Raw genomic sequence first — 15,011 nt, 5'->3', positions numbered from 1 at the left:
CGACGGGTCGCGCCTGGCCGGGGTCGGGGGCGGCCGGCGTCCGGGGGCGCTGCCCCCGGGGCCCCCGGGATATTTGCGGCAAGGTGAAAGGGGGGCCGCGGCGTGACGCCTTGGCGGGCGGCGCCGGCGGGCCTCGGGGGGGATCGGGGCAGCGCGCGGCGTGGCGCGGCGATCTGGTCCGGCGGCCGGTGGACTGCGAATAGGGGATGCCGGACCGGGTGCCGGCGGGGCGCGGCGGGGCGCGATCAGCCCGCGCCGAGCAGGATGCCCAAGGCAGCCGCCCCGAGGCTGAGCGCCCCGCCCAGCGCCATCCAAAGCACCGGGTGCGTGCGGCGCGGCACCGGCGCCGGGGCGGGTTGCGACTGGCGGATCAGCGCGGCCTCCATCATCGCGGGCAGGCGTGGGCCGAAGCGGCCCAGCACCTGCGCGGTGCGCACAAGGTCGCGCAGCAGAGCGCGCGGGCCGACGTTGCGGGTGATGTAGCCTTCGACCACCGGGCGGGCGACCTGCCAGATGTTGATGTGCGGGTCGAGCGTGCGCGCCACCCCTTCGACCACGACCATCGTGCGTTGCAGGAGGATGAGTTCGGTGCGGGTCTGCATGCCGAAACGCTCGGTCACCTCGAACAGATAGGCCAGCAGGCGCGCCATCGAGATGCGCGTGGCATCCATGCCGAAGATCGGCTCGCCCACCACGCGCAGCGCGCGGGCGAATTCGTCGATGTCGCGGTCGGCGGGCACGTAACCGGCCTCGAAATGCACTTCGGCGACGCGGCGGTAATCGCGCCGGATGAAGCCGATCAGGATTTCGGCATAGACCCGGCGGGTATATTCGTCGAGCCGGCCCATGATGCCGAAATCGTAAAGGATCAGGTCGCCGTTGGCCGCGACCTTGAGGTTGCCCTGGTGCATGTCGGCGTGAAAGAAGCCGTCGCGCAGCGCGTGGCTGAGAAACAGCGACAGCACCCGCGCCCCCAGGAGCTTGCGGTCGTGCCCGGCGGCATCGAGGGCTGCGGTATCGGCCAGCCCGATGCCTTCGGCCCAGCCCAGCGTCATCACGCTGCGGCCCGAATATTCCCACACCGGCTGCGGCACGGTGATGCCGGCATCCTGGGCGGTGTTGGCGGCGAATTCGGCGGCAGCGGCGGATTCGAGCCGCAAGTCCAGCTCGCCCATCACCACGCCTTCGAAATGGGCGATCACGTCGGTCGGGCGCAGGCGGCGGGAAAAGGGGGCGATGGTTTCGATCAGCCCGGCGGCCAGGTAAAAGGCGTCGATATCCTTGCGGAACGCCTTTTCGATGCCGGGGCGCAGCACCTTGACCGCGACGAGCTGCCCGGTTTCGGCCAGCCGGGCGCGGTGGACCTGCGCGATGGAGGCGGCCGCGACGGGTTCGGAAAACTCGGAAAACACCTGATCGACGGGGATTTCCAGCTCGGCCTCGATCATGCGCTTGGCGGTGAGCGTGTCGAAGGGCGGCAGCTTGTCTTGCAGGTATTTCAACTGGGTGGCCATTTCCTCGCCCACGATGTCGGGGCGGGTGGACAGGATCTGGCCGAACTTGATGTAGGCCGGGCCCAGCGCGGTGAGCGCGCGGGTGGCCGAAGGCAACGCCGGGTCGCCCTTGAGGCCGAGCCACTTGAAGGGCCAGCCCAGCACCCGGGCGACAAAGCGGATGCGCGGCGGCGCGCGGAAGGCATCGAGCACCACGCCGATGCCGCCGGTGCGTTCGAGCGTGGCCAGCGTGCGGATCAACCGCCAGATGTTGTGGGGCCCGCGCATGGATCAGAGTTTCCAGCCCGAATGCAGCGCGGCGATGCCCAGGGTGAGGTTGCGGTATTTCACCTGGCCGAAGCCGGCGGCGCGGATCATGGCGGCAAAGCTTTCCTGGTCGGGAAACTTGCGGATGGATTCCACCAGATACTGATAGCTGTCGCGGTCGCCGGCCACGACCTGCCCCATGACCGGAATCACGTTGAAGGAATAGCGGTCATACAGCCATTGCAGCAGGTCGTTGGGGATCTGGCTGAACTCCAGCACCATCAGCCGCCCGCCGGGGCGCAGCACGCGCCAGGCCTCGGACAGGGCATCGGGGATGCGGGTGACGTTCCGGATGCCGAAGCTGATGGTGTAGACATCGAAGCTGTTGTCGGGAAAGGGCAAGGCCATCGCATCGCCCACCACCCAGTCGAGCCGGTCGGCCAGGCGGTCGGCCTCGGCCCGTTGCCGCCCTTCGGCCAGCATGGATTCGGTCATGTCGCAGACGGTGGCGGTGGCGCCCGGCGCGCGGGCGAGAAAGCGGAAGGCGACGTCGCCGGTGCCGCCGGCCACATCCAGCAGGCGCTGGCCCGGGCGGGGGGCGAGCCAATCCATCATCGCGTCTTTCCAGATGCGGTGGATGCCAAGGCTCATCAGGTCGTTCATCACGTCGTATTTCGAAGCGACGCGGGTAAAGACGCCGTGGACCATGCCGGCCTTGTCGCCCTCGGGCACGTCGCGGAACCCGAAGTGCGTTGTCGCCTGATTGTCCCCGGTCATGCCGTGCCCTCGCCCGAAATCCGCCATGCGAGGCATATAGCGTTGCCGGCACAAAGGGGAAACCGGCATTCTGCCTCAGGGGGAGGGGTGATGGCGCTGAGCGATCCGCTGATGCTGACGATCCTGGTGCTGGCGCTGCCGGTGCTGGCGCTGAACGCCGGGGTGTGGTGGGCCGGGCGCAAGGCCGGGGGGCCGCCGGGGCCGGCCTGGGCGCCGCCGCGGCAAGGGGCGGCCGAGGTGCGGTTGCGCACCGCGCCGGGGTTGCGCGCGGGGCTGGCGGCGGCCAGCGCGGGCCTGGCCGGGGCGCTGCTGCTGCTGCACGAGGGCGGGCAGCTGCGGGTGGACGGCGGCGCGGTGCCCTGGCCCGAGCTGGTGCTGCTGGCGGCGCTGGTGTGGCACACCGCCGCGATGTGGACGTGGGAGCTGCGCTTCGACGCGGTGGGCCTGTCGGCGCCGGTGCTGATCTTCGGCCGCCGGGCGCGGCTGTGGCGGTCGCTGGTGGAGATGACCGAGGCGGGGCCGCTGACCATCCGGCTGCATTTCGCCGACGGCAGCGTGATCGCGGTGCCGAAACAGGTTGTCGGGGCGGCGGCGTTGCGGCAGATGGCGAACCATTGGCTTTGCCGTGCGCAGGAACCGCCCGATGCCCGAACTGCCCGAAGTTGAAACCGTGCGCCGCGGCCTGGCGCCCTTGATGGAGGGCGCGACCATCGCCCGGGCCGAGGTGCGCCGCCCCGACCTGCGCTGGCCGCTGCCCCCGCGCATGGCCGAGCGGCTGACCGGGCAGCGGGTGGGCGCGCTGCGGCGACGGTCGAAATACATCCTGGCCGATCTGTCGGGCGGCGAGGTGCTGCTGATCCATTTGGGGATGTCGGGGCGGGTGCTGGTGGCGCCGCCGGGCGGGGCGTCGGCGATGGCCGGCGATTTCGTGCACGACACCGGGGCGGCGGAAAAGCACGACCATATCGTGCTGCACATGGAGTCGGGCGCGCGCATCACCTTCAACGACCCGCGCCGCTTCGGCATGTGGGATCTGTTCGCCGGCACGCATCCGCTGCTGGAAGGGCTGGGGCCAGAACCCTTCGGCAACGGGTTTTCCGAAAGCTGGCTGGCCGCGCGGCTGGCAGGGCGGCGCACGCCCATCAAGGCCGCGCTGCTGGACCAGGGCAACGTGGCGGGCCTGGGCAACATCTATGTCTGCGAGGTGCTGCACCGCGCGGGCATCCACCCGGCCCGGCTGGCGGGCGACCTGACCGCGGCCGAGGTCGCGCGCCTTGTGCCGCTGATCCGCGAGGTGCTGGCCGAGGCGATCGAGGCGGGGGGCTCGTCCTTGCGCGATTACCGGCAGGCGGATGGCGAACTGGGCTATTTCCAGCACGCCTTTCGCGTCTACGGGCGTGAAGGCGCGGCTTGCGTGACGCCCGGTTGCGGGGGGCGCGTGGCGCGCATCGTGCAATCGGGGCGCTCGTCCTTCCATTGCCCCGACTGCCAGAGATGACTTGATCCCCGCCGCCGTCCTGCTAGGAGTCGCCGCAACTCAAACCCCGGGGGTTCCGTCATGGCCTATGAAACGATCATCCTTGAGATCGAGGACTACGTCGCCGTCGTGCGGCTGAACCGCCCCGAGGCGCTGAACGCGCTGAACGCGAAGCTCTTGGGCGAGCTGAGCGATGCGCTGGCCGCGCTGGATGCCAACGACAAGGTGCGCTGCATCGTGCTGACCGGGTCGGAAAAGGCCTTTGCCGCCGGTGCCGACATCAAGGAAATGGCCGGCAAATCCTTTGTCGAGGTGTTCGGCGAGGATCTGTTCGCCGCCGACAGCGACCGGCTGCTGCGGGTGCGCAAGCCGATCATCGCCGCGGTGTCGGGCTATGCGCTGGGCGGGGGCTGCGAGCTGGCGATGATGTGCGACTTCATCATCTGTTCCGACACCGCCAAGTTCGGCCAACCCGAAATCAACCTCGGCGTCATCGCCGGCATGGGCGGCACCCAGCGGCTGACGCGATTCGTCGGCAAGTCGAAGTCGATGGACATGCACCTGACCGGGCGCTTCATGGACGCGGCCGAGGCCGAGCGTTCGGGCCTCGTGTCGCGCGTGGTGCCGGCCAAGGACCTGATGAAAGAGGCGATGTCGGCCGCGCGCAAGATCGCCGAAAAGTCGATGCTGGCGGCGATGGTGGCCAAGGAGGCGGTCAACCGCGCCTACGAGACCACGATGCGCGAGGGCCTGCTGTTCGAGCGCCGGGTGTTCAACAGCCTGTTCGCCACCGAAGACCAGAAGGAAGGCATGAGCGCCTTCGTCGAAAAGCGCACCCCGCAGTTCCGCGACCGCTGACGCCCCCCCCCTTTCCTTTGCCGTCCCGATGGTGTAAGTGCCGCAGCACATGCGCGTGGGCCCGCTTAGGCAAGCAAGTCGCCGGACGAATCGTCCGGCCCGGGGTCTGTGACGCAACCGAAACCGCAACAGACCCGGAAGACCCGAAAACATGGCCAATACGCCCCAGTCCGAAAAACGCGCCCGCCAGTCCGAAGCCCGCTATGCCGTGAACAAGGCGCGCCGCTCGCGCATCCGCACCTTCCTGCGCAAGGTGGAAGAAGCGATCGCCAGCGGCAATGCCGATGCGGCCAAGGCGGCGCTGGAGGCTGTGCAGCCGGAGCTGGCGCGCGGCGTGACCAAGGGCGTGCTGCACAAGAACACCGTGGCGCGCAAGATGTCGCGCCTGTCGGCGCGCGTGAAGGCGCTGTCGGTTCCGGCCAACGCCTGAACCCGCCCGAACGGAGATTCGGAAAGGCGCCCTGCGGGGCGCCTTTTTGCTTGCCGCCGCGTCACTGTGGCAAAGCTGCCGAGGGGCGCGGATTCGGTTTCGGGAAAGACCGAGTCAACAGCGAAGTTCGGTTGCAGCCGCCGCCGCGAGGACGCTAGTTTGCCTGAGCGATTCACATCGTTCCCTGGGGGGGGACATGCAGATCGCAAGGGCTGTGCTGCCAACTTTCACGCAAGCCCTTGCTTTTGTTGAACAAACGCGCATTGCCTGCGCACCTTGCCACGGCCGGCAACGGCTGGGCGGGGCGTTGTGCGCCGTTTGGCGGCCCGGCAACGGGTTGCCCCCCGCCGGGCCGGTGGCCGGATCGTCTGTGGCTAACGAAGGGCGAACGCCCCGGGTGACAACAACAACAACCGCGTTCGGAACGGGACAGATGACCGAAGAAACTTGGGGGCAGGTGCGTGAGGGACTTCTCAAGCGGGTGGGCCGCAACAACTACCTGACCTGGATCGAGCCCTTGCGCTTTGCCGACCTGACCGACGGTGTGGCACGGTTCACCGTGCCGACCAGCTTTCACGGCGACTGGGTGGCGCGCAATTTCGCCGACCATATCCGGCGCGAGCTGCTGGGCTCGGGTGCGGCGGTGACGCGGGTGGAGTTTGCCGTGGCGCGCCAGACGGCAGCACCGGCGGTGGCCCGCCCTGCCCCGGCCGCGGCGGCCGCCCCCGCCCGCGCCAATGACGAGGATATGGCCAGCAGCCCGCTGGATGCGCGCTTCACCTTCGACACCTTCGTGGTGGGCAAGCCGAATCAGCTGGCCCATGCCGCCGCGCGCCGGGTGGCCGAAGGCGGGCCCGTCAGCTTCAACCCGCTGTTCCTGTATGGCGGCGTGGGCCTGGGCAAGACCCACCTGATGCACGCCATCGCGCACGAGATCACCGCGCGCAACCCCGCGGCGCGGGTGCTGTATCTGAGCGCCGAACAGTTCATGTACCGCTTTGTCCAGGCGCTGCGCGACAAGCAGATCATGTCGTTCAAGGAGCTGTTCCGCTCGGTCGATGTGCTGATGGTGGATGACGTGCAGTTCATCGCCGGCAAGGACAGCACGCAGGAGGAGTTCTTTCACACCTTCAACGCGCTGGTGGACCAGAACCGCCAGATCGTGATTTCCGCCGACCGCGCGCCGGGCGAGATCAAGGGGCTGGAAGACCGCATCGCCAGCCGCTTGCAATGCGGGCTGATCGTGGACCTGCACCCGACCGATTACGAGCTTCGGCTGGGCATCCTGCAGACCAAGGTGGAGTTCTATCGCGGCCAGTATCCGGGCCTGCGCATCGCGCCGGGGGTGCTGGAGTTTCTGGCCAACCGCATCACCACCAACGTGCGCGTGCTGGAAGGCGCGCTGACGCGGCTGTTTGCCTTTGCCTCGCTCGTCGGGCGGGAGATCACGCTGGAACTGGCGCAGGACTGCCTGGCCGACATCCTGCGCGCCTCGGACCGCAAGGTGACGATCGAGGAAATCCAGCGCAAGGTGGCCGAGCATTACAACATCCGCCTGTCCGACATGATCGGGCCCAAGCGGCTGCGCGCCGTGGCCCGGCCGCGGCAGGTGGCGATGTATCTGGCCAAACAGCTGACCCCGCGGTCCTTGCCCGAAATCGGGCGGCGGTTCGGCGGGCGCGACCACACCACCATCATGCACGGCGTGAAGAAGATCGAGGAATTGATGGCCACCGACAGCCAGCTGGCCGACGACCTGGCGATGCTGCGCCGCCAGCTGGAAGGCTGATGCTGCGGCGCAGAAAAATTGCCGCAGACCTTTGCCGCGCAGGGTGACAAGCGCGGCGCGGGCGCCTATAAGGCGCCCGAAACCCACCCGCTTTGCGAAGGCAGTTCCATGACCACGCTTGTTTTCGGCCACAAGTCGCCCGACACCGATTCCACCGGCTCGCCCATCGTCTGGGCCTGGTACCTGAGCGAAGCGAAAGGCACCCCCGCCAAGCCGGTGCTGCTGGGCGAACCGAACACCGAAGCCGCCTTCGTGCTGCGCCACTGGGGGCTGGACAAGCCCGAGATCATCGCGGACGTGACCGCCGAGGACAAGGTGGTGATCGTCGACACCAACAACCCGGCCGAGCTGCCGCCCTCGATCAACGAGGCGAAGATTCAGGGGATCATCGACCATCACATGCTGGTGGGCGGGATCAAGACGAAGAACCCGATCGACATCACCATCCGCCCGCTGGCCTGCACCGCCACCATCATGCACGACCTGATGGGCGATGCGGTGGCCAAGGCACCGCGCGGGATCAAGGGCGCGATGCTGTCGTGCATCCTGTCGGACACGCTGGCGTTCCGCAGCCCCACCACCACCGCGCATGACAAGGCCGTGGCCGAGGCGCTGGCCGCCGACCTGGGCGTGTCGATTCCCGAGCTGGCGGCGGCGATGTTCGAGGCGAAGTCGGACGTGTCGGCGTTTTCGGATGCCGAGCTGCTGCGGATGGACAGCAAGGAATACAACGTCGCCGGCAAGGAACTGCGCGTGAGCGTGCTGGAAACCACCGCGCCCAAGGTCGTGCTGGACCGCAAGGACAGCCTGATGGCCAGCATGGTGGACGTGGCCAGGGAAGACGGCGCCGACCAGGTGCTGCTGTTCGTGGTGGACATCATCAAGGAAGAAGCCACCCTGCTGGTGCCCAACGACCTGGTGAAGGCGATGGCCGAGGCGAGCTTCGGCTGCAAGGTCACCGGCGATACGGTCGTGCTGCCGGGCATCATGAGCCGCAAGAAGCAGATCATCCCGGCGCTGAAGCTTTGATCGCGGAGCCGGGGGCTCTGCCCCCGGACCCCCGGGATATTTTCGGACAGAAAATGAACCCGGCAGGCCCGGGAGCCGGAGAGAGGCGATGACCCGGATCATTCCAGAACTGGCGGCGGTTTCCGCACACTATGATGCGCTGTTCTGCGACCTGTGGGGCTGCGTGCACGACGGGGTTGTGGCCTTTGCGCCGGCGGTCGCCGCCTTGCAGGCGTTCCGGGCAGGCGGCGGCGCGGTGGTGCTGGTGACCAATGCGCCGCGCCCCAGGACGGATGTGATGCGCCAGTTGCAGCGGCTGGGCGTGCCGCGCGATGCCTGGGACGAGATCGCCACCTCGGGCGATGCGGCGCAATGGGCGATGGCCTCGGGCGCGGTGGGGCGGAAGGTGTGGCACATCGGGGCCGAGAAAGACCTGACCTTTTTCGACGACCTGCCGCAGGACGTGCCGGCGGGCACGGTGGCGCGGGTGGCGCCGGCCGAGGCCGAGGGCATCGTCTGCACCGGCCTTGCCGACGACCTGACCGAGACGCCCGAGGATTACCGCGCCGGCCTGATGCTGGCGGCGCAGAACCGGATGCCGATGCTGTGCGTGAACCCCGACATCGTGGTGGACTGGGGCGGCCGGCGGCTCTGGTGCGCCGGGGCGCTGGCGCAGATCTATGAACAGATGGGCGGGCGGGTGCTGTATTTCGGCAAGCCGCATCCGCCGATCTACGACCTCGCCCGGCGGCGGCTGGCGGCGCTGGGGCGCGATGTGCCCGAGGACCGCATCCTGTGCGTGGGCGACGGCATCGGGACCGATGTGGCGGGTGCTGCCGGCGAAGGGCTGGATTGCCTGTTCGTGACCGGCGGGCTGGCGGCCGAAGCCTTTGGCCCCGATGCGGCGGCACCGGACCCGGCGTTGCTGGCCCAATGGCTGACCGCGCAGAAGGCCGCGCCGCGTTGGGCGATCGGGCAGTTGCGCTGAAGCGGCAAGGCAACAATATTGCGCCGAGGGGCGAATAAGCGTCGCAAAGTTACGCTGCGCCATTGTGCTGCGGCGCAGCATCTGCTAGCGTCCCAAGCATCGCTTGGAGGATTCGCAGGATGCTGGACAACATGCCGCGCGGGACGATCTGCATCGAGGATATCGAGATCGGCATGTCGCGCCATTTGCGCAAGACCGTGACCGACCGCGACATCGAGCTGTTCGCCGAAGTCTCGACCGACCGCAACCCGGTGCATCTGGACGACGCCTATGCCCGCGACACGATCTTTCAGGGCCGCATCGCGCATGGCATGCTGACCGCCGGGCTGATCTCGGCGGTGATCGGCGAACAGCTGCCGGGGCATGGCACGGTCTATCTGGGCCAGAGCCTGAAGTTCATGGCGCCCGTCCGCCCGGGCGACACCGTGCTGGCCGAGGTGACGGTGACGGCGGTGGACCATGCGCGCCGGCGGGTCACCCTTGAAACCCGCTGCGCGGTGGGCGATACGGTGGTGCTGAAAGGCGAGGCGCTGGTTCTGGCGCCCAGCCGCAAGTTCGACTGACGGCGGGCGCCCCCGCCACCCCGGGGGAAGATGAGAACGCATCATCACTGGCAAGGGCTGGATGCCGCCGACAAGGGCGCATCGGTGGCCATGGGCAACTTCGACGGGGTGCACCTGGGCCACCGTTCGGTGATCGACCGGGCACGCCGCCCGGATGCGCCGCTGGGGGTGGTGACCTTCGAGCCGCATCCGCGGCAGGTGTTCAACCCCGGTGCCGCGCCATTCCGGCTGATGAACGCCGAGGCGCGGGCCAACCGGTTGGCGCGGCTGGGGGTGGAACAGCTTTACGAACTGCCGTTCGATGCTGCGCTGGCGGGCCTGTCGCCCGCGGCCTTTGCCCGCGACGTGCTGGCCGAGGGGCTGGGCGTGCGGCATGTGGTGGTGGGCGCCGATTTCTGTTTCGGCAAGGGGCGCGCCGGCCGCGCCGCCGATCTGGTGGCGCTGGGGGCGGAGCTGGGGTTCGAGGTGACGGTGGCGCCGTTGGTGGCGGTCGGCGGGGTGGAGATTTCGTCGACCGCGATCCGGGCGGCCCTGGCCGAAGGGCGGCCCCGCGATGCCCATGCCATGCTGGGCCACTGGCACCGCATCGAAGGCCCGGTGCTGCACGGCGAAAAGCGCGGGCGCGAACTGGGCTATCCGACCGCCAACATGTCGGTGGCGGGGCTGCATCTGCCGAAGATCGGGGTTTATGCGGTAAAGGTCGATGTGCTGACCGGGCCGCAGAAGGGCAGCTATCTGGGCGCGGCCTCGCTGGGGGTGCGGCCGATGTTCGGGGAAAACCTGCCCAACCTGGAAACCTACATCTTCGACTTCAAGGGCGATCTTTACGGTCAGCACCTGTCGGTGGGCTTTGTCGAATACCTGCGGCCGGAGCTGAAGTTCGACGGCTTGCCGGCGCTGATCGCGCAGATGGAGGCCGACTGCGCCCGGGCGCGGGAGATTCTGGCCACCGTGTAGGCCGCCGGCGTCAGCCCAGCCGGCGCACCACCTGGCGCAGCAGGCCGTGCAGGGTTTGCACATCGGCGCGGGTCAGGGGCAGGCGCGCCCACATGCTGCGCAGGTTGCGCTTCATGTTCGCGGCCTTGGTTTCGGGGAAGAAGAACCCGGCCGCCTCCAGCGTTTCCTCGTAATGGTCGCCGAGGTGCTGGCGCTCGATCGCGGTGGCCAGGTCGATGTCGGGCACGGGGATGGTGCCGTCGGTCTGGCGGCGCCATTCGTAGCCGGCCAGCAGCACGCATTGCGCGAGGTTGAGCGAGGGGAAATCCGGGTTGACCGGCACGGTGACGATGGCGTTGGCCAAGGCGATGTCGTCGTTTTCCAGCCCGGTGCGTTCGGGGCCGAACAGGATGCCGACCCGCTTGCCCGCCGCGACCAGGGCGCGGGCCTGGGCCATCGCCTCCTCCGGGGTGAGCACGGGCTTGGTCAGTTCGCGCGGGCGGGCGGTGGTGGCAAAGACATAGTGGCAGTCGGCCACGGCGGCGGCCGTATCGGGGAACAGCCCGGCGTGGTCCAGCAGGCGCCCGGCGCCCGAAGCCATCGCCACCGCCCTGGGGTTCGGCCAGCCGTCGCGCGGGGCGACGACGCGCATCCGGTCGAGCCCGAAGTTCAGCATGCCGCGGGCGGCGGCGCCGATGTTTTCGCCCATCTGCGGGCGCACGAGGATCATCAGGGGCTGGTCCAAGGCGGTCTCCTTGCCGGAACGGAGGGGTGATAGGGTGCGCGGGCCCGCGGTGCAAGGGCGGCCGGCCCTGCCCTGCCGGTGGCCTTTCGCCCACGGGCGCGCTACAAGGCGGAAAACCGCAAAGGACCGCCCGCATGGCCGACGCCGACCGCCCGCAGATTTACCTGATCTCGCCGCCGACGATGAACCTGGACCTGTTTCCCGACCGGCTGGCGGCGGTGCTGGATGCCGCCGAGGTGGCTTGCCTGCGGCTGGCGCTGGCCACGCGCGACGAAGACGACATCGCCCGCGCCGCCGATACGCTGCGGCTGGTGGCCCATGCGCGCGATGTGCCGCTGGTGATCGAGCGGCATGTGCAGATGGTCGCGCGGCTGGGGCTGGACGGCGTGCACCTGACCGACGGGGCGCGCAACATCCGCAAGCACCGCAAGGATCTGGGCGCCGATGCGATCATCGGGGCGTTCTGCGGCACCACCCGGCACGAGGGCATGAACGCCGCCGAGGCCGGCGCGGATTACGTCAGCTTCGGCCCCGTGGGCGCCACGGCCCTGGGCGACGGCAGCCGGGCCGAGCCCGAGCTGTTCCAGTGGTGGTCGGAGATGATCGAGGTGCCGGTGGTGGCCGAGGGGGCCCTGACGCCCGATCTGGTGGCGGCGCTGGCGCCGGCCACCGACTTCTTCGCCTTTGGCGACGAGGTGTGGCGCCACGACGACCCGGCCGCGGCGCTGAAGGCGCTGATCGCCGCGATGGGCTGAGCCGCCGCGGCCGGCAGCCCGCGGGGTCAGAACCCGGTGACGATGCCGATGCGCGCCTCGCCCGAAACGCGCAGGCCGGTCGGCGCGGTTTCGGCCTTGGTGGGCGGCACCGGGGGGCCGTCGGCGCCGCAGCCGGCCAGCAGGCCGAGCGACAGGGCAAGGGCGACAAGACGGGTCATGGCGAAAATCCTTCAGGGCGAAATGGCAACGCGCGCCGGGCCGACGCGGCCCGACACGCTGGGGTAAACCGAAACGCCCCCGGTGCCGATGGAAATGCCCGCGTTCAACCGGGGTTCGGCAACGCAGGCGGCCAGCAGCAGGGGCAGGACAAGGGCGGCTTTCACGCCAGGCGTTCCTTCCAGCGGGCAATCTGGGCGCGCACCTGATCGGGGGCGGTCCCGCCGTAAGATTGCCGCGAACGCACCGAATTTTCCACCCCCAGCACGCCGAACACCTCGGCAGTGATGCCGGGATGGGCGGATTTCATCTCGTCGAGGCTGAGGTCGGGCAGATCGCAGCCCTTGTCCTCGGCCAGCTTGACCAGCGCGCCGGTGACGTGATGCGCCTCGCGGAAGGGCAGGCCCAGGGCGCGCACCAGCCAGTCGGCCAGATCGGTGGCGGTGGAAAAGCCCGAGGCCGCCGCCGCCGCCAGCACCGGGCGGTTGGCCTGCATGTGGGCGACCATGCCGGTCATCGCCGCCAGCGCCAGCATCAGCGAATCGGCGGCGTCGAACACCTGTTCCTTGTCTTCCTGCATGTCCTTGGAATAGGTCAGCGCCAGCCCCTTCATCACGGTGAACAAGGCGATGTTGGCGCCCAGGATGCGGCCGATCTTGGCGCGGATCAGCTCGGCCGCGTCGGGGTTCTTTTTCTGCGGCATGATGCTGGACCCGGTGGTCCAGCGGTCGGGCAGGCGCACGAAGCGGAACTGCGCCGAGGACCAGATCACCAGCTCTTCGGCGAAGCGGCTGAGGTGCATGGCGCAGATGCTGGCGGCGCCCAGAAACTCCAGCGCGAAATCGCGGTCGGACACCGAATCGAGGCTGTTGGCCGTGGGCCGGTCGAAGCCCAGCGCCGCCGCCGTCATGTGCCGGTCGATGGGAAAGCTGGTGCCGGCCAGCGCCGCCGCGCCGAGCGGGCATTCGTTCATCCGGGCGCGGGCATCGCGGAACCGGCCCAGATCGCGGCCCAGCATTTCGACATAGGCCATCATGTGGTGGCCCCAGGTCACCGGCTGGGCGGTTTGCAGGTGGGTGAAGCCAGGCATCACCCAGTCGGCCCCGGCCTCGGCCTGATCCAGAAGCGCGCGGATCAGCGCCTCGATGCCGCCGATGGCGGCATCGCACTGGTCGCGCACCCACAGCCGGAAATCCACCGCGACCTGGTCGTTGCGGCTGCGCGCGGTGTGCAGGCGGCCCGCCGCGGGGCCGATCAGGTCGCGCAGGCGGCTTTCCACGTTCATGTGGATGTCTTCCAGATCGGTGCGGAAGTCGAAGGTTCCGGCCTCGATCTCTGACAACACCGTGAGCAGCCCTTCCCGGATCGCGGTTGCATCGCTATCCGTCAGGATGCCCGTGGCTGCCAGCATGGCGGCATGGGCGCGGCTGCCCGCGATGTCCTGGGCGTAAAGCCGCCGGTCGAAGCCGATCGAGGCGTTGATCGCCTCCATGATCGCATCGGGCCCGGCGGTAAAGCGCCCGCCCCACATGGCATTGGCGGCGGCTTTGGCATCGGGCGAGGGGTTGGTCATGGCGGGCCTGTCGGGGTTCAAGGGGTATCTGGTGGCGGCTGTGTATACGGCCCTGGCCTTGGGTGCAAACCCGGCAGCGGCCGAAGCCGTGCCCGAGGCGCTGCGCACGGGCGACATGCGCAAGCTGGTGGTCCATGCCGCGCCGGTCGCGGCCGGCACCGCGACCTTTGCCGGGCGCGATGGCACCGAACACCGGCTGGCCGACTGGCAAGGCCGGGTGGTGGTGCTGAACTTCTGGGCCACCTGGTGCGCGCCGTGCCGGGCGGAAATGCCGGCGCTGGATGCGCTGTCTGCGGCGATGGCGCCGGATGTGGCGGTGGTGGCCGTGGCCACCGGGCGCAACCCGCCCGCCGCCATCGACAAGTTCCGCGCCGAGGCGGGCATCGTCAACCTGCCGGTGCTGCTGGACCCGAAATCGGCGCTGGCGCGGGAAATGGGCGTCGTCGGCCTGCCGGTGACCGTGCTGCTGGACCGCGAGGGGCGCGAGGTGGCGCGGCTGATCGGCGAAGCCGACTGGAACGGCGCCGACGCACGGGCGGTGCTGGCGCATCTGGCGGCGCGCTGAAGGCAACAAGGCCCCGCCGGGGTCGGCAGGGCCTTGTCCGGTCTGTCTCGGGCGGTCAATTCAGCCGCTTGCCCACTTCGGCGATCGAGGCGTCGATCAGTGCCGCGGCGGATTCGCCGGTGGTCTGCCTGGCCAGAACATCGCCGGCCGCCGCGATGGCCACCGCAATGGCGCGTTCGCGCACCTCGCGGATCGCCGAGCCTTCGGCCGCGGCAATCTGTTCTTCGGCCGCCTGCAGCTTGCGCGCGATGGAGCGGGCCAGATCGGCCTTGGCGGCCTCGGCGGCGGCCTTGGCATCGGCCTGCGCATTGGCGACGATGCGTTCCACCTGATCGCGCGCTTCCTTGAGCTTGCGGTCATAGCTGGCCACCAGGGCCTTGGCTTCCTCGCGCAGGCGGCGGGCCTCGTCAAGATCCTGCTGGATCTTGGCCGCGCGCTTGTCGAGCATGCCGGTCAGCATGCCCGGCACCTTGAAATACACCAGCACGCCGATGAAGATCACAAAGGCGATCAGCACGGTGAAGTTGGTGTTGGCCAGCGAAAAGAACGGGCCCGAGGCCGCATGCGCCGGCAGCGCGGCCAGCAGAAGCGACGGAAGGATATAGCGCAT

18 protein-coding genes are annotated in these 15,011 nt (G+C 69.2%); 11 read left to right on the top strand and 7 right to left on the bottom strand.

What is annotated here, in order from left to right:
- Positions 1 to 245: 245 nt before the first annotated feature.
- Entirely contained in the window at positions 246 to 1,781 is a 1,536-nt protein-coding gene (gene ubiB / locus ACK4S2_RS02250) for a 2-polyprenylphenol 6-hydroxylase (RefSeq protein WP_409619891.1), read from the bottom strand.
- Positions 1,782 to 1,784: 3 nt separating this feature from the next.
- A complete protein-coding gene (ubiE, locus tag ACK4S2_RS02245) occupies positions 1,785 to 2,537 on the bottom strand; it encodes a bifunctional demethylmenaquinone methyltransferase/2-methoxy-6-polyprenyl-1,4-benzoquinol methylase UbiE (protein ID WP_409619889.1) in 753 nt (250 codons plus the stop codon).
- A 90-nt stretch (positions 2,538 to 2,627) separates the two neighbouring features.
- Between ubiE and ACK4S2_RS02240 the strand changes: the two genes are divergently transcribed.
- From ACK4S2_RS02240 to ACK4S2_RS02200, 9 genes are all read left to right on the top strand, one after another.
- The gene (locus ACK4S2_RS02240) at positions 2,628 to 3,203 is read left to right on the top strand and encodes a hypothetical protein (RefSeq protein WP_409619887.1); all 576 of its coding nucleotides are present in this window, start codon (positions 2,628 to 2,630) and stop codon (positions 3,201 to 3,203) included.
- A complete protein-coding gene (gene mutM, locus ACK4S2_RS02235; RefSeq protein WP_409619885.1) occupies positions 3,181 to 4,035 on the top strand; it encodes a bifunctional DNA-formamidopyrimidine glycosylase/DNA-(apurinic or apyrimidinic site) lyase in 855 nt (284 codons plus the stop codon). Before ACK4S2_RS02240 ends, mutM begins: the two co-directional genes overlap by 23 nt.
- A gap of 60 nt (positions 4,036 to 4,095) precedes the next feature.
- On the top strand, positions 4,096 to 4,872 hold the full coding sequence (locus tag ACK4S2_RS02230) for an enoyl-CoA hydratase (protein ID WP_409619883.1): 777 nt from the start codon (positions 4,096 to 4,098) through the stop codon (positions 4,870 to 4,872).
- Between the two features lie 151 nt (positions 4,873 to 5,023).
- Positions 5,024 to 5,302: a 30S ribosomal protein S20 gene (rpsT, locus tag ACK4S2_RS02225; RefSeq protein ID WP_409619881.1), complete on the top strand. Its 279-nt coding sequence runs from the start codon at positions 5,024 to 5,026 to the stop codon at positions 5,300 to 5,302.
- 433 nt (positions 5,303 to 5,735) lie between these two features.
- Positions 5,736 to 7,091 (top strand): chromosomal replication initiator protein DnaA, encoded by a 1,356-nt coding sequence (gene dnaA, locus ACK4S2_RS02220; protein WP_409619880.1) that lies wholly within the window; start codon positions 5,736 to 5,738, stop codon positions 7,089 to 7,091.
- Between the two features lie 108 nt (positions 7,092 to 7,199).
- A complete protein-coding gene (locus ACK4S2_RS02215) occupies positions 7,200 to 8,120 on the top strand; it encodes a manganese-dependent inorganic pyrophosphatase (protein ID WP_409619878.1) in 921 nt (306 codons plus the stop codon).
- 88 nt (positions 8,121 to 8,208) lie between these two features.
- The gene (locus tag ACK4S2_RS02210; RefSeq protein ID WP_409619876.1) at positions 8,209 to 9,087 is read left to right on the top strand and encodes a TIGR01459 family HAD-type hydrolase; all 879 of its coding nucleotides are present in this window, start codon (positions 8,209 to 8,211) and stop codon (positions 9,085 to 9,087) included.
- Between the two features lie 119 nt (positions 9,088 to 9,206).
- A complete protein-coding gene (locus ACK4S2_RS02205) occupies positions 9,207 to 9,650 on the top strand; it encodes a MaoC family dehydratase (RefSeq protein WP_409619874.1) in 444 nt (147 codons plus the stop codon).
- Positions 9,651 to 9,680: 30 nt separating this feature from the next.
- Positions 9,681 to 10,607, top strand: coding sequence for a bifunctional riboflavin kinase/FAD synthetase (locus ACK4S2_RS02200; RefSeq protein WP_409619872.1), 927 nt, complete (start codon positions 9,681 to 9,683; stop codon positions 10,605 to 10,607).
- Positions 10,608 to 10,617: 10 nt separating this feature from the next.
- Here the strand turns inward: ACK4S2_RS02200 and ACK4S2_RS02195 are convergent, their stop codons facing one another.
- On the bottom strand, positions 10,618 to 11,316 hold the full coding sequence (locus ACK4S2_RS02195; RefSeq protein ID WP_409619898.1) for an RNA methyltransferase: 699 nt from the start codon (positions 11,314 to 11,316) through the stop codon (positions 10,618 to 10,620).
- Between the two features lie 149 nt (positions 11,317 to 11,465).
- Here ACK4S2_RS02195 and ACK4S2_RS02190 point away from each other — a divergent pair, with 149 nt between their 5' ends.
- Entirely contained in the window at positions 11,466 to 12,086 is a 621-nt protein-coding gene (locus ACK4S2_RS02190) for a thiamine phosphate synthase (RefSeq protein ID WP_409619870.1), read from the top strand.
- Positions 12,087 to 12,112: 26 nt separating this feature from the next.
- Here ACK4S2_RS02190 and ACK4S2_RS02185 read toward each other — a convergent pair whose 3' ends face one another.
- The 3 genes from ACK4S2_RS02185 to argH are packed head-to-tail and all read right to left on the bottom strand — an operon-like array spanning position 12,113 to position 13,836.
- On the bottom strand, positions 12,113 to 12,265 hold the full coding sequence (locus ACK4S2_RS02185) for a hypothetical protein (RefSeq protein ID WP_409619868.1): 153 nt from the start codon (positions 12,263 to 12,265) through the stop codon (positions 12,113 to 12,115).
- Positions 12,266 to 12,277: 12 nt separating this feature from the next.
- Complete coding sequence (locus ACK4S2_RS02180; protein ID WP_409619866.1) at positions 12,278 to 12,430, bottom strand: hypothetical protein; 153 nt, start codon at positions 12,428 to 12,430, stop codon at positions 12,278 to 12,280.
- The gene (argH, locus tag ACK4S2_RS02175) at positions 12,427 to 13,836 is read right to left on the bottom strand and encodes an argininosuccinate lyase (protein WP_409619864.1); all 1,410 of its coding nucleotides are present in this window, start codon (positions 13,834 to 13,836) and stop codon (positions 12,427 to 12,429) included. The genes ACK4S2_RS02180 and argH overlap by 4 nt, the downstream gene beginning before the upstream one ends.
- On the opposite strand from argH, the gene ACK4S2_RS02170 reads away from it, so the two are divergent.
- Positions 13,835 to 14,401, top strand: a complete 567-nt coding sequence (locus tag ACK4S2_RS02170) for a TlpA family protein disulfide reductase (protein WP_409619862.1) — start codon at positions 13,835 to 13,837, stop codon at positions 14,399 to 14,401. The genes argH and ACK4S2_RS02170 overlap by 2 nt on opposite strands.
- Before the next feature lie 55 nt (positions 14,402 to 14,456).
- Here the strand turns inward: ACK4S2_RS02170 and ACK4S2_RS02165 are convergent, their stop codons facing one another.
- Positions 14,457 to 15,011, bottom strand: coding sequence for an ATP F0F1 synthase subunit B (locus ACK4S2_RS02165; protein WP_409619860.1), 555 nt, complete (start codon positions 15,009 to 15,011; stop codon positions 14,457 to 14,459).

This window comes from Gemmobacter sp., assembly GCF_046292685.1.
GTDB lineage: Bacteria > Pseudomonadota > Alphaproteobacteria > Rhodobacterales > Rhodobacteraceae > Wagnerdoeblera.
The sequence above is the reverse complement of the archived record's forward strand: the minus strand, read 5'-3'. Positions and strand labels throughout refer to the sequence as shown.

What these genes read in the sequence shown, in the direction of transcription:
- ubiB (WP_409619891.1), bottom strand. Translation starts at nt 1,781, where the DNA reads ATGCGCGGGCCCCACAACATCTGGCGGTTGATCCGCACGCTGGCCACG.
- ubiE (WP_409619889.1), bottom strand. Translation starts at nt 2,537, where the DNA reads ATGACCGGGGACAATCAGGCGACAACGCACTTCGGGTTCCGCGACGTG.
- ACK4S2_RS02240 (WP_409619887.1), top strand. Translation starts at nt 2,628, where the DNA reads ATGGCGCTGAGCGATCCGCTGATGCTGACGATCCTGGTGCTGGCGCTG.
- mutM (WP_409619885.1), top strand. Translation starts at nt 3,181, where the DNA reads ATGCCCGAACTGCCCGAAGTTGAAACCGTGCGCCGCGGCCTGGCGCCC.
- ACK4S2_RS02230 (WP_409619883.1), top strand. Translation starts at nt 4,096, where the DNA reads ATGGCCTATGAAACGATCATCCTTGAGATCGAGGACTACGTCGCCGTC.
- rpsT (WP_409619881.1), top strand. Translation starts at nt 5,024, where the DNA reads ATGGCCAATACGCCCCAGTCCGAAAAACGCGCCCGCCAGTCCGAAGCC.
- dnaA (WP_409619880.1), top strand. Translation starts at nt 5,736, where the DNA reads ATGACCGAAGAAACTTGGGGGCAGGTGCGTGAGGGACTTCTCAAGCGG.
- ACK4S2_RS02215 (WP_409619878.1), top strand. Translation starts at nt 7,200, where the DNA reads ATGACCACGCTTGTTTTCGGCCACAAGTCGCCCGACACCGATTCCACC.
- ACK4S2_RS02210 (WP_409619876.1), top strand. Translation starts at nt 8,209, where the DNA reads ATGACCCGGATCATTCCAGAACTGGCGGCGGTTTCCGCACACTATGAT.
- ACK4S2_RS02205 (WP_409619874.1), top strand. Translation starts at nt 9,207, where the DNA reads ATGCTGGACAACATGCCGCGCGGGACGATCTGCATCGAGGATATCGAG.
- ACK4S2_RS02200 (WP_409619872.1), top strand. Translation starts at nt 9,681, where the DNA reads ATGAGAACGCATCATCACTGGCAAGGGCTGGATGCCGCCGACAAGGGC.
- ACK4S2_RS02195 (WP_409619898.1), bottom strand. Translation starts at nt 11,316, where the DNA reads ATGATCCTCGTGCGCCCGCAGATGGGCGAAAACATCGGCGCCGCCGCC.
- ACK4S2_RS02190 (WP_409619870.1), top strand. Translation starts at nt 11,466, where the DNA reads ATGGCCGACGCCGACCGCCCGCAGATTTACCTGATCTCGCCGCCGACG.
- ACK4S2_RS02185 (WP_409619868.1), bottom strand. Translation starts at nt 12,265, where the DNA reads ATGACCCGTCTTGTCGCCCTTGCCCTGTCGCTCGGCCTGCTGGCCGGC.
- ACK4S2_RS02170 (WP_409619862.1), top strand. Translation starts at nt 13,835, where the DNA reads ATGGCGGGCCTGTCGGGGTTCAAGGGGTATCTGGTGGCGGCTGTGTAT.
- argH (WP_409619864.1), bottom strand. Translation starts at nt 13,836, where the DNA reads ATGACCAACCCCTCGCCCGATGCCAAAGCCGCCGCCAATGCCATGTGG.
- ACK4S2_RS02165 (WP_409619860.1), bottom strand. Translation starts at nt 15,011, where the DNA reads ATGCGCTATATCCTTCCGTCGCTTCTGCTGGCCGCGCTGCCGGCGCAT.